Origin of the sequence: Paraburkholderia tagetis (assembly GCF_022213065.1) — a bacterium.
Lineage (GTDB): Bacteria > Pseudomonadota > Gammaproteobacteria > Burkholderiales > Burkholderiaceae > Paraburkholderia > Paraburkholderia tagetis.
In genome coordinates, this window is sequence record NZ_JAKLJA010000013.1 from 41,102 (window position 1) to 57,012 (window position 15,911).

The following is a 15,911-nucleotide window of genomic DNA, read 5'->3' on the forward strand; positions in this document are numbered from 1 at the left end:
AATGCGATTCGACGCCGCTGAGGCTCTTTCGGCGCTGCTCGGCGCGCGTCTTTCGCACGCAGCGAACACCTTCCGGTCGAGCGCAACGAATGAGATACGCAACGGCGTATCGATGCAACGTCTTGCGCAACTGCTCGCGCTCGCAAGCCGCCACGCTCGCGCCGGCGTCCCGTTGGCGTTGACTCCCGACGAGTTGCGCCCGCTGAATGCCGGCGTTCCCGGCTGGCATCCGGCGCAGTGGAGCCTGCTGGAAACGCTGCGTATCGCGTTGCTGCTTGCGTTTCCGGACAGCGAGGCCGACGCTTTCCCGGCTGCGTTCGAACATTGCTTCCAGTTCGCGGACCACGGCGAATCGTGCGCGCTGTACCGTGCGTTGCCGCTGTTGCCGCGCGGCGAACGTTTCGTCTGGCGTGCGCGCGAAGGCTGCCGCTCGAACATGCGTCCGCTGTTCGAGGCGGTGGCGCTCGACTCGCCCTACCCGGCGCAACATTTCGACGATGTCGCCTGGCGCCAGCTCGTGATCAAGGCCATATTCATCGACGCACCGCTCTGGCGCGTCGACGGCCTCGATCGACGGCTGTCCCCCGAGCTTGCGCGCATGGCGCTGGATCTCGCCGACGAACGGCGCAGCGCGGGCCGCGCGGTGTCGCCGCAAACATGGCTTTGCCTGGGTCCCTACGCGGGCGAACGCGGGCTGCGCGCATTGCAGACGGAACTGGCCGAAGGCGACGAGCAAGGCAAGCGAAGCGCCCTGCTCGCTATCGCCCGAGCCGGCGCATTGAGCGCCGGGCGCGACTGGCTGCGCACCGCGTTCGCCACCCACACGCCCTTCATCGAACAAGCCCGCGAGGACGGCTTTACCCAGCGCACATTCCGCTTTCTGTCGCCACAACACGAGGACCGGCCGTGAGATTCTTCGACCCCCACATCCACATCAGCTCGCGCACCACCGACGACTTGCAGGCCATGGCTGCCGCTGGCGTGCGCGCGGTCATCGAACCGGCGTTCTGGCTGGGTCAACCGCGCACCAATGTCGGCAGTTTCATCGACTACTTCTCGAGCCTCGTCGGCTGGGAACGCTTTCGCTGCTCGCAGTTCGGCATTGCGCATTACTGCGCGATTGGCCTGAACTCGAAAGAGGCGAACAACGAAAAGCTCGCGCGCGAAGTGCTCGAAGTGATTCCGCAATTCGCACTGAAAGAAGGCGTGGTGGCGATCGGCGAGATCGGCTACGACGAGATCACCGAAGCGGAGGATTTCGCTTATCGGGCACAGCTCGAATTCGCGCGCCGGCATGACATGGTCGTGATGGTGCACACGCCGCATCGCGACAAGAAAGGCGGCACGCTGCGTTCGATCGAGGTGGCGCGCGAACACGGCATCCCCATGACGAAACTGGTGGTCGATCACAACAACGAAGAGACCGTACGCAGCGTGCTCGATTCCGGCGCGTGGGCAGCATTCACGATCTATCCGAACACCAAGATGGGTTCGGAGCGGATGGTCGAGGTCGTCCGGCAGTACGGGCCGGAACGGATCATCGTCGACAGTTCGGCCGACTGGGGCGTCAGCGATCCGTTGTCGGTGCCGAAAACCGCGCGTCTGATGCTCGAACGCGGCATTGCGCCCGCCGCCGTCGAAGCAGTCACATGGAGCAACGCACTGGAGGCCTACGCGCAGTCGGGGCAGATCGACGTCGAGGCGCTGGACCGCGTGCCCCAACTCGACCAGCGCCTGCTGTTCGCGGACAACTCGGTGCTTCGCGGTCAAGCGCCGCGCGTGGACGAATTCGTTCCCAACTGACACGCACGCGCCGTCGCCGGTCTTGATCGGCCGCGCGGCTTTTCCACCACCACACGCAACACGCTTCTCGCACGGGGAACCGCATGCTGGAACATCGCATCGAGCAATCCTTTGCCGTTCGCTACAGCTATCCAGTCTGCTTCACGCGCCACGCGTTCGAACCGTCCAATACGGTCCTTGCGGACCTGATCCGGCAGCCAGGGCGCGAGCGCGCGGCGCAGGTGCTGTTTGCGGTGGATTCCGGTCTCGCAGCGGCCCGCCCCGGATTGCTGCCAGCTATCGAGCACTATGCGCGCGCCCATGCCGATGCGATCAGGCTCGCCGGCCCCGCGTGGATCGTGCGCGGCGGCGAAACGTCGAAGGAAGGATTGCGCGAGGTCGATGCGCTCTATGCGATGGCGCAGGACTTCGGCTTATGCCGGCACAGCTACGTCGTCGCGATCGGCGGCGGCGCGGTGCTCGACGCGGTGGGTTTCGCCGCTGCGACGGCCCATCGGGGCTTGCGGCTCATCCGCATGCCCTCGACGGTGCTCGCCCAGAACGACGCGGGCGTCGGCGTAAAAAACGCGGTCAACTGGCACGGCCGCAAGAACTTTGTCGGCACCTTCGTGCCGCCCTTCGCGGTCGTCAATGACTTCGATCTGCTGAGCGGCGCGAGCGCGGCCGACCGGCGCGCGGGCATCGCCGAGGCCGTCAAGGTTGCGCTGATCCGCGATGCGGACTTTTTCGACGAGATTCACCGCCAGCGGTTCGAGCTCGCCCGCCTCGCGCCGCACGCACTGGAGCCGCTGATCGTTCGTTGCGCCGAACTGCATCTCGCGCAGATTCGCAATGGCGGCGACCCGTTCGAGCATGGCAGCGCCCGCCCGCTCGACTTCGGCCATTGGGTCGCGCACAAGCTCGAAGAGCTTTCGCATCATCGGTTGCGGCATGGCGAGGCCGTTGCCATCGGCATCGCGGTCGACACGCTGTATTCGCAGCGGCTCGGCATGATCGGCGCCGCCGACGCAAGCGCCGTGCTGTCCACGCTGCGCGACATCGGTTTCGTGCTCGACGACGATGCGTTCGGCGAACTCGACATCGCGCAGGCACTGAACGAATTTCGCGAGCACCTGGGCGGCCAGCTCTGCATCACGCTGCTGGCACGTATCGGCCAGGGCGTCGAGGTGGATACGATCGACATCGCAGCAATGCAGGAATGCATTGCCGCGTTGCGCGGCGGCCATCCCGCAATACAGTTGTTCACACAACGTATTGCGCGGGAGGTGGCGGCGTGAAGCTTGACTACCCGCTGACCTACTGCACGAACATTCACCCCGGCGAAACGTGGGCGGACGTGCGGCGCAACCTCGAAGACCACGGGCTGCACGTCAAAAGGCTTTGTTCGCCCGGGGAAGCATTTCCGCTCGGCCTGCGCCTTTCGGCACAGGCCGCTTTCGGGCTCGACGAAGCCGAAATCCACCGCTTCGCCGACTGGTGCGGCGAGCACGATTGCCATGTGCTGACGCTCAATGGCTTTCCGTATGGCTCGTTTCACGGCACGGTCGTCAAGGAGAATGTTTATCTGCCCGACTGGCGCGATCCATTGCGGGTGAGCTATACGAAGCGGCTCGCCGACATCGCCGCGCAGTGGACCCCGAATCATCAGTCCATCTCGATCTCGACCGTGCCGGTGGCGTTTCGCGAAGGCTTCGAGCCTGCGCACTGGGAGATCGTAAAGGCTCATCTATTCGACGTGGCCGCGCATCTCGCGCGCATTCGCGAGCGCGGCGGTCCGCTGATCCGGCTCGCGATCGAGCCGGAGCCGTGCTGCGTGATCGAGCGCACCGACGAAGCCATCGCGCTGTTCGAGCGCATGGCATTCCCGGAGCCGCTTGCCGCGCATGTCGGACTGTGCTTCGACTGCTGCCATCAGGCCGTGGAATTCGAAGAACCCGCCGATTGCCTCGCAAAACTGGCAAGCGCCGGCATTCCCATCGCCAAGGTTCAAGTGTCGTCCGCGTTGCGCGCGCGCGGCAAGACGGTGGCCGCGCTGCTCCAGTTCGACGAGCCCACGTATCTGCATCAGGCCGTCGTGTTGCGGCGAAACGGCGAGCTTCGGCGTTTCGCCGACCTGCCCGCGCTCGCGCGCTGGCTGCAGGGCGGCGAACTGCCCGAAGAGTGCCGCGTCCATTTCCATGTGCCGATCTTTCTCGAAGAACTGGGCGGAATCGGCACGACACGCTTCTTTCTCGAGGCCTGCCTGCCACGATTGCCGGCAGGCACGCCGCTCGAAGTCGAAACGTACAGCTTCGGCGCGCTGCCGCCCGCCTTGCGACTCGATTCGCTCGGCGATTCGATCGCGCGCGAACTCAACTGGGTCAGGGAGACGCTCGATGCAGCGCACGGCCGTCATTAACGTGGTCGGTTTGACCCGCAACCTGATAGGCGAGCACACGCCGCGTCTTGCCGCATTCGGCCGCGCCGCTGGTCACACGACGGGTCACACCATCGCCACCATCGACGCGGTGATGCCCGCCCTCACCTGCTCCGCACAGACCACCTATCTCACCGGCAAGCTGCCGGACGCGCACGGCATCGTCGGCAACGGCTGGTACTTTCGCGAACTGGACCAGGTCCTGCTGTGGCGCCAGAGCAATCGCCTCGTGCAGGCGCCGCGCATCTGGCACCTCGCGCGCGAGCGCGACCCCAACTTCACGTGCGCGAACACGTTCTGGTGGTACGCGATGGCGACGGACGCCGATATCACGCTGACGCCACGGCCGCTCTATTGCGCGGATGGCCGCAAGCTCCCCGACTTCTACGCGCAGCCCGCGTCATTGCGCGATTCGCTGCGCGAGCGTCTCGGGCAATTTCCGCTCTTCGACTTTTGGGGGCCGCGCACGAGCATCCGCTCGAGCCAATGGATCGCGGACGCGGCGCTCGCGCTCGAGGAAGCCTTCCAGCCCACGCTGAACCTGATCTATCTCCCGCATCTCGACTACTGCCTGCAACGCGTCGGGCCGCATGGCGATATCGCGGCCGATCTGCGTGAAATCGACACCGTGTTCGGCAACTTGAGCGACGCCTTGCAGTCGCGCGGCGTGAGCGTCGTCGTACTCTCCGAGTACGGCATCATGCCCGTGCAGCGGCCCGTCCACATCAATCGTGCGTTGCGCGACGCCGGCCTCGTCGAGATCAAGCGCGACCTCGGACGCGACTATCTCGACACGGGCGCTTCGCGTGCATTCGCCGTGGCCGATCACCAGATCGCCCACGTGTACGTGCGGGACCGACGCGACATCGCCAGCGTGCAGCGCCTGTGCGAGGCGCTACCCGGCGTCGCGGAGGTACTGGGCGAATCGGGCAAGCGTCATCATGGCCTCGCGCATCGGCGTGCCGGCGAGCTCGTACTGCTGGCCGAACCTGATAGCTGGTTCACCTACTACTTCTGGCGCGACGATGCCGCCGCGCCGGACTATGCGCGCACGGTCGACATCCACAGCAAGCCAGGCTACGACCCGGCTGAGTTGTTCGTCAATCCCGCGTTGCGCTTTCCCGCGTTGAAAGTCGCGTCCGTGCTGGCGAAAAAGGCGCTGGGCATGCGCTACGTGATGGACGTGATTCCGCTCGACGCATCGCTCGTGCGAGGCTCGCACGGCATTCGCACGGCGCACGACGGCGACGCGCCGATCCTCATGAGTTCCGAACACGGCCGCATTCGCAGCAGCAACGGCAACGTCGCGGCAACCGATATCTGTTCCATTTTGCTCGAGCACATCTTCGACCATGAGCACAGTCACGTTTAATCACCGCATCGGCGCAATCCTCGCGCTGTGCCGCTTCAGCAATCTGCCCACGCTGTGGATGAACGTGCTGACCGCGGCGGTGCTCGCGAACCCGACCGGCGGCGCACAAGGCATCTTCGCCATGCTGTTGCTCTGCCTGGCGTTGTCCTGCTTCTATTGCGGCGGCATGGCCCTCAACGACGTCTGCGATATCGACTATGACAGCGTCCATCAACGCTTTCGACCCATCGTCGCGGGACGCATCACGCTGGCCCAGGCGAGCGCAACCCTCTGCACGCTGTTCGCGCTCGGCTTCCTGTGCCTCCTGGCCGCGCCGTATCGCGCCGGACTCGCCGCGGGCGTGGCGCTGCTCGCGGTCATCGGGTTCTACGACTGGTTTCACAAACGGCATCCGTCCACCGTGCTGGCGATGGCGGGGGCCAGGCTGCTCGCTTATGTCGTCACCGCATTGGCGTTGACGGGCACGGTGCCCGGACTCGTCTGGCTGGCCGGCATCGTGCAAGCCGCCTACATCCTGACGCTGACGTTCGTCGCGCGCTACGAAAGCCAGATGCCGGATCGCCGTTACGCGTGGCCCGTCGTCCCCTGGATGCTCGCGGCGATTCCGCTATGCGATGGCGTCGTGCTCGCCGTGCTCGTGCATCCTGTCTGGCTCGTCGTCGGCGTGGCCGGCATGGCGCTGACCCGCGCCGCGCAGCGTTACGTGCGTGGCGACTGAAACTGAAACTGAGACTGAGATTGCAGCTAAGGTTGTGAACACAACAAATGGAGGAAAACGACATGAGCCCAAGCGATGCCCGCACAGTCAGCCTGACCTCGAACTGGTTCCTCCGCCCGGGATGCGAGGAGGCCGCCGACGCCGCGTTGCGCGAACTCGCGCGCGACGTCGAGCGCGAGGAACCCGATACGCTGACCTACCTCGTCCACCGCCCCTGGCACGGCACGGCGCAGCTACAGACGCTGCCTCCCGTCGATCCGCTAAACGTGCTGTTCTTCGAAACCTACCGCAACGCCGATGCCTTTCTCCGTCACGTCAGCGGCCCCGTCTTCACGCGCTTCGTGCAGCAGCACGGGCATCTCTTCGTCCAGTCCGACGGCAAGCCCTTCACGACGGTCGAGTTCCTCGAAACGCGCGCCGGGTTCGTTCGGACAACGCAGGTTTGCGCCGTCGCTGGAGCCGATGCCATCGAGGCGGCAGCCAACCGGCATCCTAGTGTGATGTTCGAGATCATCGCGAGCGACCAGGCGATGCTCAAGACGTTCTACAGCGACGTATTCGGCTGGCAGTATTCGACGGGCACCGCCGGCTTCGCGTATGTCCCGTTCCCGACGCGCGTCACCCCACTGCTGGGCGGCATCGGGCAAACCGAGCCGAATACGCCCGGCTACGAGCCCGGCAAGAACTTCTATCTGCGCGTCGACGACCTCAAAGGCGCGATCGCGCGTGTGCTCGCGCATGGCGGGCAGCGCTATGTCGATCCGGTCAGCGTGGATGGCTACACGTTTGCGATGGTCAAGGATCCCGAAGGCAACACGATCGGGTTGATTGAGGCGTTTTGAATGTGAACAGGCCTTGGCTAGCCAGCGGATAACATCGCTCCCGATGCGGCTTGCAGAATCCCCCACTCACCACGAGTCTGTACGGTACCCGATGAAGCCACAGAAGCAGTGTATCAATCGGCCGGTAGAGTCCGGCCGGCCGCCATCTGCCGTTTGCACTGGAATTTCACTTGAATCATTTCGACGAACCGCTATGTTGGTAATAGCTTGATGCAAGCACATCCTTCACTTATTGCCTGTATGGAGAATCAATCATGGGATATGGAGTTCCCCGCCCCGGATTCTGGAACAGCGCGAAGCACTTAAGCTGGCGGCAGAAAGAGGGCGCGCAATCCCAGAAGCTGCAAGATGCATTCGATATCTGGCAGCAGAAAGTGGGGGACATCACGTTTACGCAAACCTTGTTAGCGAACGTGGCAGTCGATTTTGAGGTCAAAACTGGGGGGGCAATATCGCAGTGGTCATTGGACAAGAAGACACTTTTCTTGAAGGGTTCGGAAACGTTGGGGGCAACGCTTCATGAGGTCGGTCACCTGCTTGGACTGTCCCACGAGCAGGACCGACCAGACAGGCGAAACGAATGGTATAAAAATAGTCCAAGCTGGGAATTGGAAGGCGCCGTTAAACGAGGACTTAAATTGGCAGTTTATGGGGACTACGACCAGGATTCGATCATGCAATACCCAGCGTCCAAGTATCTGCTGATGACCGAACCGAGTCCCGGTGACGTGACGGCCGTGAAGACAATCAACGGTTGGTAGCCGTGAATGCGCGCGATGGCTAACAGTTCACCTAACTGGACGTCGTATGGCCGATCATGAAGTTGGGTGCGGTTTGGCCGCTTCGGTAAAAGCAGAGGCGGCCGGACCGGGTCGGCCAGGAGCATTCGGCTTTAAAGGACGGTACACGCTCCATCTCTAATCATCGTACCAGTCAACCATATCTTCTTTGTAGGTCAGGGCGGGGGAGTATTCTTTGATATCACCCCATCCCTTAGTGCCATTTGCTATTTCATCCATCAGCGGGTAAAGCCCGTTATCGTTGGATTTGTGATAGCCGCGCGCAGATTCCGCCAGGTGCGTGATGATTGCAAGATCCAGTAACTGGTGGGGCAGATCGGTTAGAAGGATCGTATCGCCAGTTGCCCAGTTATAGAATTGACGAGCCGCGTCGCGCCCTTTGTCTGGCTGACGCCAGGCCCAGCCTGCGATTGCAATATAGCTCGATGGCCTCCTGCCTTTGGCCCTAATCACAGGATCATAGTCCTGCCAACCACGGCCAAGCTTGAAACCTATGTCATTCAGCTGCCCGTTCACGAGTTTAATGAGTGCGTCACGCGCCTCTGTTCTCTTTGCCGCGTCTGTGCCAGACCAAACATGTGCCCACCAGTAGCGCCCCCAGTCTGTCAGCATTCCGGCTTCTCTTTTGCTCATTTCCAATCCCCCTTTTGAAAATCATTGAGAAAGCCCATTCGCATAGATTGGTGCCAATGAGGCTCTGACTACTCAATATACTCAATAGGCGAAGCACGCACTACAGAACACGCGCTACATCTCACGCAGCCGCGCAAGCACGGCCTCCACAATCCGGTCGCAGCACGCACCGCCAAACTCGAACAGCGCCGGCCCCAGGCGATCGACTTCCTCAGCCAGCGAATCGCGCAACATCTGGCGGGCCCGGAAATGGCGGCTGCGCACCGTGGCCTCGGGAATGCCGAGGCACTGCGCCGTTTCCTCGATGCTCATCTCCTCGACCGAGCGCAGCACGAAGACCGTGCGAAAGCCCACCGGCAGCGCGTCGAGCTTGCGTTCGAGCAGCGCGCGAATCTCCGCGCGGGAGGCCGCCTGGTCGGGGGCGAAATCGTCGTGAGCGTTCGTCGGGTCCATATCGAAAGCCATCTGCTCGTCGTCGGCGCTATGCACAAGCGTCGGCATCAGATTCTGGCGTCGCGCCTCGCGACGTATTTTGCCAAAGCACTCGTTGAGCACGAGGCGCGAGAGCCACGTCGCGAGCGCGGCGTCGCCACGAAACTGCCCGAGCGACTTGAACGCCTTCAGATACGCGTCCTGCAAGGCGTCCTCCGCTTCGGCATCGTTGCGCAGCGTGGCGCGCGCGAGCCGGAATAGCCGGCGGTTATGGCGGCGCATCAATAACTCGAACGCCGTGAGATCGCCCGCCACCACGCGGCGCACAATTTCCGCGTCGGCATCCGTCAATCCGCTGTTGGGCACATCGGCCATTGCCACTCCTGGCTCCGTCATGGTTTCGGCTCGACAATCAGTGTGCCATGCATCGTCGGATGAAACAGGCACTGGTAAGCATACGAGCCGGGCTTGCTCGCGACGTATCGCCATGATGCGCCGGGCGCGATGCTGCCCGAATCGAAAGTGCTGGCTTGCGCGCTCGCCGTGTGGGCCACGAGGTCCTTGTTGACCCACACGATGGTGTCGCCGCTGTGCACTTTCACGGTGGGCGGGCTAAAGCGCATTTGCTCGATCGTCACCACATGATCGCTCGCAGCCGCCGGTCCGGCGGCGGCCGCGAGCACGATCGCGCAAATGCCGGACCGCGCCAGCAAGATGTGCGGCAAGCGGCTCATTGCGCTTTCGCCAACATGGCCTGGACGTGCTTCGCGTGGTCCAGGTGCGCGACGAAAGCCGGCCTCACCTTCACCAGCAACGCCTTCAATTCAGCGTTCTGCGCACTCGGGATCAGCGTCTTGTCGAGCGCGTCGATAACCTGCTCGTGATACGTCACTTCATGATCGATATAAGCATGATCGAATTGTGCGCCCTGCAGCGACTTGAGATGCGCGATATTGGCCTCGCTGCCCTGCTTGAGGCTGTCACTGGTCGGATTCGATTGCGGCGTCACGCCAAGCTTTTGCACGAGGTTGACCGCCGCCTGGTTCACGCTGGTATGGTCGGTCACCATGCGTTGCGCGAACGCCTGAATGTCCTTCGAATGGGTTTTCGATTCGGCGAGTTTGCCCGCGTCGATATCGGCCTGATTCGCGGCAACGACAATGGCGGCAATCTGGGGATCGGTCGGACCCTGGCTCTGCGCCTGGGCCAGCGCTGGCGCGAGCGTGGTTCCAAGCGCGAACGCAGCCGACAACAACACGTTTGCAGCTTTCATGTGCTTCTCCTCGAAATGTGGAAGGGCCGGTGATTTCCCGGCATTCGAGGAGATAGATGTCACGAGCCGGCGGGCTGTTCCCGATTCCGGCTCGCGAGGTTCGAAAGGTTCTATCGGCCCACGCTATGCGTGGTTCTTCGTCGGCACGTTCTGCACCAGCAGCGTGCGCGGATTCGAAAGCGTGACGCCGGCGGCCCGCAATTGCTTGAGGATCGCGTACAGCAGATCGCTCTTGGTCGATGCAGCGATGCGCGGGCTGCCGACATAGCCCGTCACGCTGAGCGTGATGCCGTCCGGCGTGAGCTGGCTGAACATCACCGAAGGCGCGGGCGTCTCCAGCACCGCCGAGTGCTCGCGAAAAACGCCGAGCAGCAGGTCGCGCACCTGCTCCGGGTCGGTATCCAGCGGAAACGTCAACACCAGCGTGGCGACGCCCTGGGTGCTGTCGCCCATCGTGACGTTGCGCACGTTTTGCGAAATCAGCTGCGAATTGGGCACGATCATCGTCGAGCGGTCGGGTAGCTGAATCTCCGTGGCGCGCACGTTGATGCGGCGAATATCGCCTTCCACGCCCGCAATGCTGATCATGTCGCCCACCTTCACGGGCCGCTCGGTCAGCAGAATCAGGCCCGAGACGAAGTTCTTCACGATCTCCTGGAGGCCAAAGCCGATACCGACCGAGAGCGCGCTCACGATCCACGCGAGGCTGTCCCAGCGCACGCCGAGCAGCGAGAGCGTCATCAGCACCAGCAGCACGTAGCCCACGTTCGTAAAGAGCGTGATGAGCGACATGCGCATGCCCGGGTCCATGCCGAGCGCGGGCATGAATTCCCGGTCGAGCCAGCGGCGCACCGAGCGCAACAGGTAGAAGCCGACCCCGAGCCCGATCACGGCGTTGGTGATGCGGGCGGGCATGATATTGAGGCTCTTCAGCCGCTGCCCGCCAATGATGCCGATGAAGCTGTTGAGCAGGTCCGCCGGCGTCGTGCCGAAGCCGCCCGTGAGCAGCGCCACGACCGCGAGCAGCATCAAGAGGCTCGTGCCGAGGCCCGAGAGCACGGTCTGCACCTGTTCGAGATGCTTGTCGTCGAGGCCGAGCAGATTCTTCAACTGCTGGCCCGATGAGAGATTCGCGCTAAAGAGGCTCGCGCAGATATCGCGGTTCAGTTGCATGAGCACGTAGATGCCGCACAGCACGATTTCGAACCACACCAGCTCGTAGGTAATGAAGCGCGCCACGGTGATATAGCCAATCGCCAGCGCGAACAGCGAGGCGATGATCGCAAGCGCGGTGCCGGCATGAATCAGCCCCGCCACCGTGGAGTGCGTTTCCGGCGCTTCGCCGGCAGCGGCAAGCTCGTTGCGCACGCGGTTCGCGCGCAGCAGCGCCGCGCCGATGGTCAGCGCGGTGACGAGCGATACGAGGCCGCGGCCGAGCAGCGTGACCGAGAGGCTCGTGTCGACGATGCGGTTGACCGCCTCCACGGCGCCCGACACGAACAGCAGCGCCGCGAGCGTGCTCGGAAACGGCCGCAGGGCGCGCGCCACCTGATCGGCCAGCGCGGGCAGCCGCCACGACGGATGATGCGTGCACAGCAGCGCGCGGCCGAGCCCCGAGATCAGCGCGCAAGTCAGCGTGAGCTTCGTGACCTCGTCCCACAGGTCGCTCAGCGCGGGGGTGAGCTCGAAGTGGCGCGCGAGCGCCAGATAGAGGATCTGTAGCGCGACGGCCGTTGCAAGCAGCGTGGAGATGGCCGTCGACAACGCCAGCGCGCTGCGCCGCAAACGCGTCGCGGGCAGGCAATTGAGGCAGAACCACGCGAGCCCGCGCTGCACGAGCTTGCGGCCGCCGAGCCAGATCACGAGCGCGCCGGCCAGCAGCAGCGAAGTCAACCCACGCTGCCCCGGTTGCCAGACCGAGCGCAGCATCGCGCGCACCTGTGCGTCGAACGCGTCGAGGCGCTGGCCGTCTTCGGGAGAGCGGTGCATGAGCGGCACCCAGAACTGCGCGCTGAAGATGCCGCTCGAGCGCAGCGCGAGCTGGTTCTTCAGCAAGCCGCGATGCAGCTTCGCAAACTGCGCGGACAGGATGTCGAGATTGGCCTTCTGGTCGTCGGCCAGCTTCAGTACCGCATCGATCTGGTCCTTGCGCGCAGTCAGGCTGGCGCGCTGGCGGGCGACCGCCTCGGTGCCGGGCGTTTCACCCGACACGGGCGCCGGCCCAAGCACGTCGAGCTGCGCCTGAGTCTGCGCGCGCAGCGGAACGATCTGGCTGCGCAATTTATCGACGTCGGTGCTCAGTTGCTGGGTCGCGTCGGAGAGCGCGTCGAGATCCTTGCTGTTGTTCGAGGCCGAAGTCTGCTGCTTGATGCTGTCCTGCTTGGCCTGCGTCTGCTTGAGCTGCGCGAGCGCTTCGGTCAGCGAAATGGGGGGCGGCGTGGCGTCCACACTGCTTGCGCTCGGGGCGGTCACGGCCGCGGCCGGAAATGCCGACGCGGTGGAAACCGATACGAGAGACAAAAGCGGGGACAAAAGCGCGATCAGCGCAATCCGGCGCGCGAAAGCGGAAAGTCGTTGTAATGCCATGGAGCTTTCAAATATTACAGGTGAGTTCGCGTACAGAATTATGCACTGACTGCTACGCGCACTACCGCTCCATGAACCGCCCCCAAAAAGACCGGATAAGACCCGATAAGGCCTCAATTTTTTATGACGCGCGAATATCGGCGTTTGCCGCCGCGCGAATTCCGACGGCGACACCGGCATTCGCCAGCGCATCGCACGCATGGCTGCACAGATCGTCGGCGGCGTGGGAGTCATCGGGCTTGCGCACCCACGCGCCGATGCGCAGCCGCACGCCGCCCTCGGGCGGATAGCAGTCGACCGCGACCGTGGGCGCGAGTGTGGTCCCCGCCAGCACGCGCGGTTCGGCGGCCACCATCTTCGTTATCTCGCCGATGGCCGCATCCACCTGGTCGCGGCGTGCGAGATCGACCTTCACCTCGACGCGAAGCGTGCCGCCGCTGCTGTAATTGATGACGGGATTGCTCCAGATCTGGCTGTTCGGCACGAAGACGATGTTGCCGTCGCCGCGTTCGATGCGCGTCGTGAAGAGGCCCACTTCGCGCACGACGCCCGCTGCGGCGCCGCTGCCTTCGATCACGTCGCCGGTGCGAAACGGGCGCAGCAACAGCAGCATGATGCCGGCCGCGATGTTTTGCAGTGTGCCCTGCAGCGCGAGGCCAATCGCGAGACCGGCGGCGCCCAGTGTCGCGAGCACGCTTGCCGTGGCGATGCCGACTTCGCTCAACGCCGCGATGATCGCGACGATGCGGATGGCCCATGACGCGATGCCGGCAAGCATCGGCGCCAGCGTGGGGTCCGCGTGCGAGCGTATCAGCATACGGGCGAAGAGCCGCGCGATTCGGGTGGAGACCCACCAGCCAATCGCGAGAATCAGCACCGCAACGATCAGATGCAGAATGTCGTGCGTCAGCGAGGTGATCAGCGACGGTTGAAAATGGAACAGGCGATTGAAGAATTCGTCCATGGTCGGCGGTCGATGAGTGGCGATGGTCGCGCAAGATAACAAGGACAGCACACGATCTCACGCATGGCATCTGATCCATCGCAGCAGGTATCATGCCTGCGGCCATCCGGCGCCCCGCGATACGACTTGCCAGGCAGACCCACGAAACATCCCGCGATAACGATACGAATGAATGTCAACGCAAAAACGCCCGAACCCGCCCCGCTGCTGCGCAAGTCGATGGGCGCTTTGCGATCGACCGCGCTTTGGGGGCCCGGCATACTCGTCATGCTGGCGGACTGCGATGCGGGCAACATCGTCACGGCGGCGCAAAGCGGCGCGCAATGGGGAGTACGGCTGCTGCCGTTGCTGATCGCGCTCATTCCGCTGCTTTACATGATTCAGGAGCTCAGCGTGCGGCTCGGCATTTTCTCCGGCAAGGGACACGGGGAATTGATCCGCCAGCACTTCAGCCCGATCTGGTCATGGATCACGGCACTCGGGCTCGTCGTTGCCGTGTTCGGCTCGCTCATCACCGAGTTCACGGGCGTAGCGGGCGTCGGCGAAATGTATGGCCTGTCGCGCAACGTCACGCTCCCCATCGCGGTCTGCGTCCTGCTCGGCATCGTGCTGACGGGATCGCACAAACGCGTGGACCGCGCGGCGATGTTGATCGGCGCGCTCGAACTCGCGTTCTTCGTGGTGGCCTGGCGTGCCCATCCCGACCCCCGCACCCTCGCCCGGCAACTTCACGATTTGCCGCTCGCGCAACCGCAATTTCTCTGGCTCGCCACGGCGCTCATCGGCGCCACCTTCAATCCGTGGATGGTCTTCTATCAGCAGGCCGCGGTCGCGGACAAAGGACTCACCGCGCGCGACTATCGCACCGCGCAGGTCGAGACCGCTGTGGGCGCGGTCATCACGCAACTGCTCACGGGCACCATCCTCGTGGCGGCAGCGGCAACGCTCGGACATGCGAGCGCGCATGCTGGCCAGCATCTGGGCGAACACATGGGCGAGCAGCGAGGCCTGCAGAGCATCGGCGACATCAGCCACGCGCTATCGGCCGTCGTGGGCTCGCAAGCGGGGCGGCTGCTGTTCGGTGCCGGCGTGCTTGGCGCTTCGCTCGTGGCTGCCCTCGTCTGCTCGCTCGCCCTCGCATGGGGGCTCGGCGAGTTTGCCGGCTATCGAAGCTCGCTCGAACAACGGCCGTCCCGCATGCCGTGGTTTTACGGCGTCTATGCGGCGGCGGTGGCAGGCAGTGCCTTCCTTGTCTGTCTCGCGCCCGATCTCGTGGCATTGAACGTCGCAGTGCAGGTGATCAATGCCGTCATGCTTCCGCTCGTGGTGGGCTTGCTGGTCGTGCTCGCGCTCGTGGCACTGCCCCGGCCGCATCGGCCGCGTGGCGCGTATTTGTGGCTCGTGTGCGGCTGCGCAGCGATAGTGAGCATCGCAGGGCTGGCCGGCGCCGTGGCGGGCTGGTAGGAGAAGGTTCGCCGGACGCCGCCGCGACCACGCGTGACGAGCGCTCGCCCATGCTTGCGCAACGACTCCCGCAGTCGCCGCGCCGCGAGCGCCTGGTGCCGCAATGGAATCATGCGTACTGGGTCGCGATTTTCGTCGCGGCACTGGGTGCGTTCGCACCGGGTTTGCTGGTGCTGGATTGAGCGGCGCCCGGGATGCCCTGCACATCCGCTTCGCCAGTCGGCCGCTGCCGACCTATCATGTTTAGATCGCATCGCAAGGGAGCGCGTCAGATGAACCGTTTCCTGATTCTCGCCGGCATCGTTTGCCTGCTCGCCGGCCTCGGGTGGCAATGGCTCCTGCGCTTCCCTTTCGGCCGGCTGCCCGGCGACGTTCATATTGTCACGGACGGCCTCGACTTCTATTTCCCGATCGTCACCGGCATCCTCGTTTCGGCCGTGGTGTCCGTGCTGCTCTGGATCTTGAAGCACTGAGCATAACGTCGCCCGCCATCGCGGCGCATGGGTCAACCGTTGCCAAGCCGATGCACAGCGCATAATCTCGCGGTAGAGACGCCCTCGATATACGGCCCCTATACTCCCCGCCAGTATTGAACTATACTGGCGCCC

The 15,911-nt window shown here is 63.9% G+C and carries 17 protein-coding genes; 11 read left to right on the forward strand and 6 right to left on the reverse strand.

Going from position 1 to position 15,911, the window contains the following annotated elements:
• The first annotated feature begins 1 nt into the window (after window position 1).
• The 8 genes from L5014_RS17190 to L5014_RS17225 all read left to right on the forward strand — a co-directional run bounded on the left by L5014_RS17190 (window position 2) and on the right by L5014_RS17225 (window position 7,912).
• Window positions 2-910 (forward strand): EboA domain-containing protein, encoded by a 909-nt coding sequence (locus tag L5014_RS17190; RefSeq protein WP_238464936.1) that lies wholly within the window; start codon window positions 2-4, stop codon window positions 908-910.
• Window positions 907-1,803, forward strand: a complete 897-nt coding sequence (locus L5014_RS17195; protein ID WP_238464937.1) for a TatD family hydrolase — start codon at window positions 907-909, stop codon at window positions 1,801-1,803. The genes L5014_RS17190 and L5014_RS17195 overlap by 4 nt, the downstream gene beginning before the upstream one ends.
• A gap of 83 nt (window positions 1,804-1,886) precedes the next feature.
• Window positions 1,887-3,080, forward strand: a complete 1,194-nt coding sequence (locus L5014_RS17200) for a 3-dehydroquinate synthase (RefSeq protein ID WP_238464938.1) — start codon at window positions 1,887-1,889, stop codon at window positions 3,078-3,080.
• A complete protein-coding gene (gene eboE, locus L5014_RS17205; protein WP_238464939.1) occupies window positions 3,077-4,201 on the forward strand; it encodes a metabolite traffic protein EboE in 1,125 nt (374 codons plus the stop codon). Before L5014_RS17200 ends, eboE begins: the two co-directional genes overlap by 4 nt.
• Window positions 4,179-5,591: an alkaline phosphatase family protein gene (locus L5014_RS17210; protein WP_238464940.1), complete on the forward strand. Its 1,413-nt coding sequence runs from the start codon at window positions 4,179-4,181 to the stop codon at window positions 5,589-5,591. The genes eboE and L5014_RS17210 overlap by 23 nt, the downstream gene beginning before the upstream one ends.
• Window positions 5,572-6,309, forward strand: coding sequence for a UbiA family prenyltransferase (locus L5014_RS17215; RefSeq protein ID WP_238464941.1), 738 nt, complete (start codon window positions 5,572-5,574; stop codon window positions 6,307-6,309). Before L5014_RS17210 ends, L5014_RS17215 begins: the two co-directional genes overlap by 20 nt.
• Window positions 6,310-6,371: 62 nt before the next feature.
• The gene (locus L5014_RS17220) at window positions 6,372-7,151 is read left to right on the forward strand and encodes a VOC family protein (protein WP_238464942.1); all 780 of its coding nucleotides are present in this window, start codon (window positions 6,372-6,374) and stop codon (window positions 7,149-7,151) included.
• Between the two features lie 254 nt (window positions 7,152-7,405).
• Complete coding sequence (locus L5014_RS17225; protein WP_238464943.1) at window positions 7,406-7,912, forward strand: M12 family metallopeptidase; 507 nt, start codon at window positions 7,406-7,408, stop codon at window positions 7,910-7,912.
• A 156-nt stretch (window positions 7,913-8,068) separates the two neighbouring features.
• Here L5014_RS17225 and L5014_RS17230 read toward each other — a convergent pair whose 3' ends face one another.
• The 6 genes from L5014_RS17230 to L5014_RS17255 form a co-directional block, all read right to left on the reverse strand.
• On the reverse strand, window positions 8,069-8,584 hold the full coding sequence (locus L5014_RS17230; RefSeq protein ID WP_238464944.1) for a hypothetical protein: 516 nt from the start codon (window positions 8,582-8,584) through the stop codon (window positions 8,069-8,071).
• A 114-nt stretch (window positions 8,585-8,698) separates the two neighbouring features.
• Window positions 8,699-9,412, reverse strand: a complete 714-nt coding sequence (locus L5014_RS17235; RefSeq protein WP_420800084.1) for an RNA polymerase sigma factor — start codon at window positions 9,410-9,412, stop codon at window positions 8,699-8,701.
• Window positions 9,409-9,750 carry a cupredoxin domain-containing protein gene (locus L5014_RS17240; protein WP_238464945.1) on the reverse strand — a complete coding sequence of 114 codons (342 nt, stop codon included), beginning with the start codon at window positions 9,748-9,750 and terminating at the stop codon, window positions 9,409-9,411. The genes L5014_RS17235 and L5014_RS17240 overlap by 4 nt, the downstream gene beginning before the upstream one ends.
• A complete protein-coding gene (locus tag L5014_RS17245) occupies window positions 9,747-10,289 on the reverse strand; it encodes a DUF4142 domain-containing protein (RefSeq protein WP_238464946.1) in 543 nt (180 codons plus the stop codon). Before L5014_RS17245 ends, L5014_RS17240 begins: the two co-directional genes overlap by 4 nt.
• Before the next feature lie 123 nt (window positions 10,290-10,412).
• Complete coding sequence (locus tag L5014_RS17250) at window positions 10,413-12,875, reverse strand: DUF3772 domain-containing protein (RefSeq protein WP_238464947.1); 2,463 nt, start codon at window positions 12,873-12,875, stop codon at window positions 10,413-10,415.
• 121 nt (window positions 12,876-12,996) lie between these two features.
• Window positions 12,997-13,839 (reverse strand): mechanosensitive ion channel family protein, encoded by an 843-nt coding sequence (locus L5014_RS17255; protein WP_238464948.1) that lies wholly within the window; start codon window positions 13,837-13,839, stop codon window positions 12,997-12,999.
• A 168-nt stretch (window positions 13,840-14,007) separates the two neighbouring features.
• On the opposite strand from L5014_RS17255, the gene L5014_RS17260 reads away from it, so the two are divergent.
• The 3 genes from L5014_RS17260 to L5014_RS17265 all read left to right on the forward strand — a co-directional run bounded on the left by L5014_RS17260 (window position 14,008) and on the right by L5014_RS17265 (window position 15,776).
• Window positions 14,008-15,303, forward strand: coding sequence for an NRAMP family divalent metal transporter (locus L5014_RS17260; protein WP_238464949.1), 1,296 nt, complete (start codon window positions 14,008-14,010; stop codon window positions 15,301-15,303).
• Window positions 15,304-15,353: 50 nt separating this feature from the next.
• Complete coding sequence (locus L5014_RS38630; protein ID WP_274389402.1) at window positions 15,354-15,485, forward strand: hypothetical protein; 132 nt, start codon at window positions 15,354-15,356, stop codon at window positions 15,483-15,485.
• 90 nt (window positions 15,486-15,575) lie between these two features.
• Window positions 15,576-15,776: a DUF2905 domain-containing protein gene (locus tag L5014_RS17265; RefSeq protein WP_238464950.1), complete on the forward strand. Its 201-nt coding sequence runs from the start codon at window positions 15,576-15,578 to the stop codon at window positions 15,774-15,776.
• Window positions 15,777-15,911 lie beyond the last annotated feature (135 nt).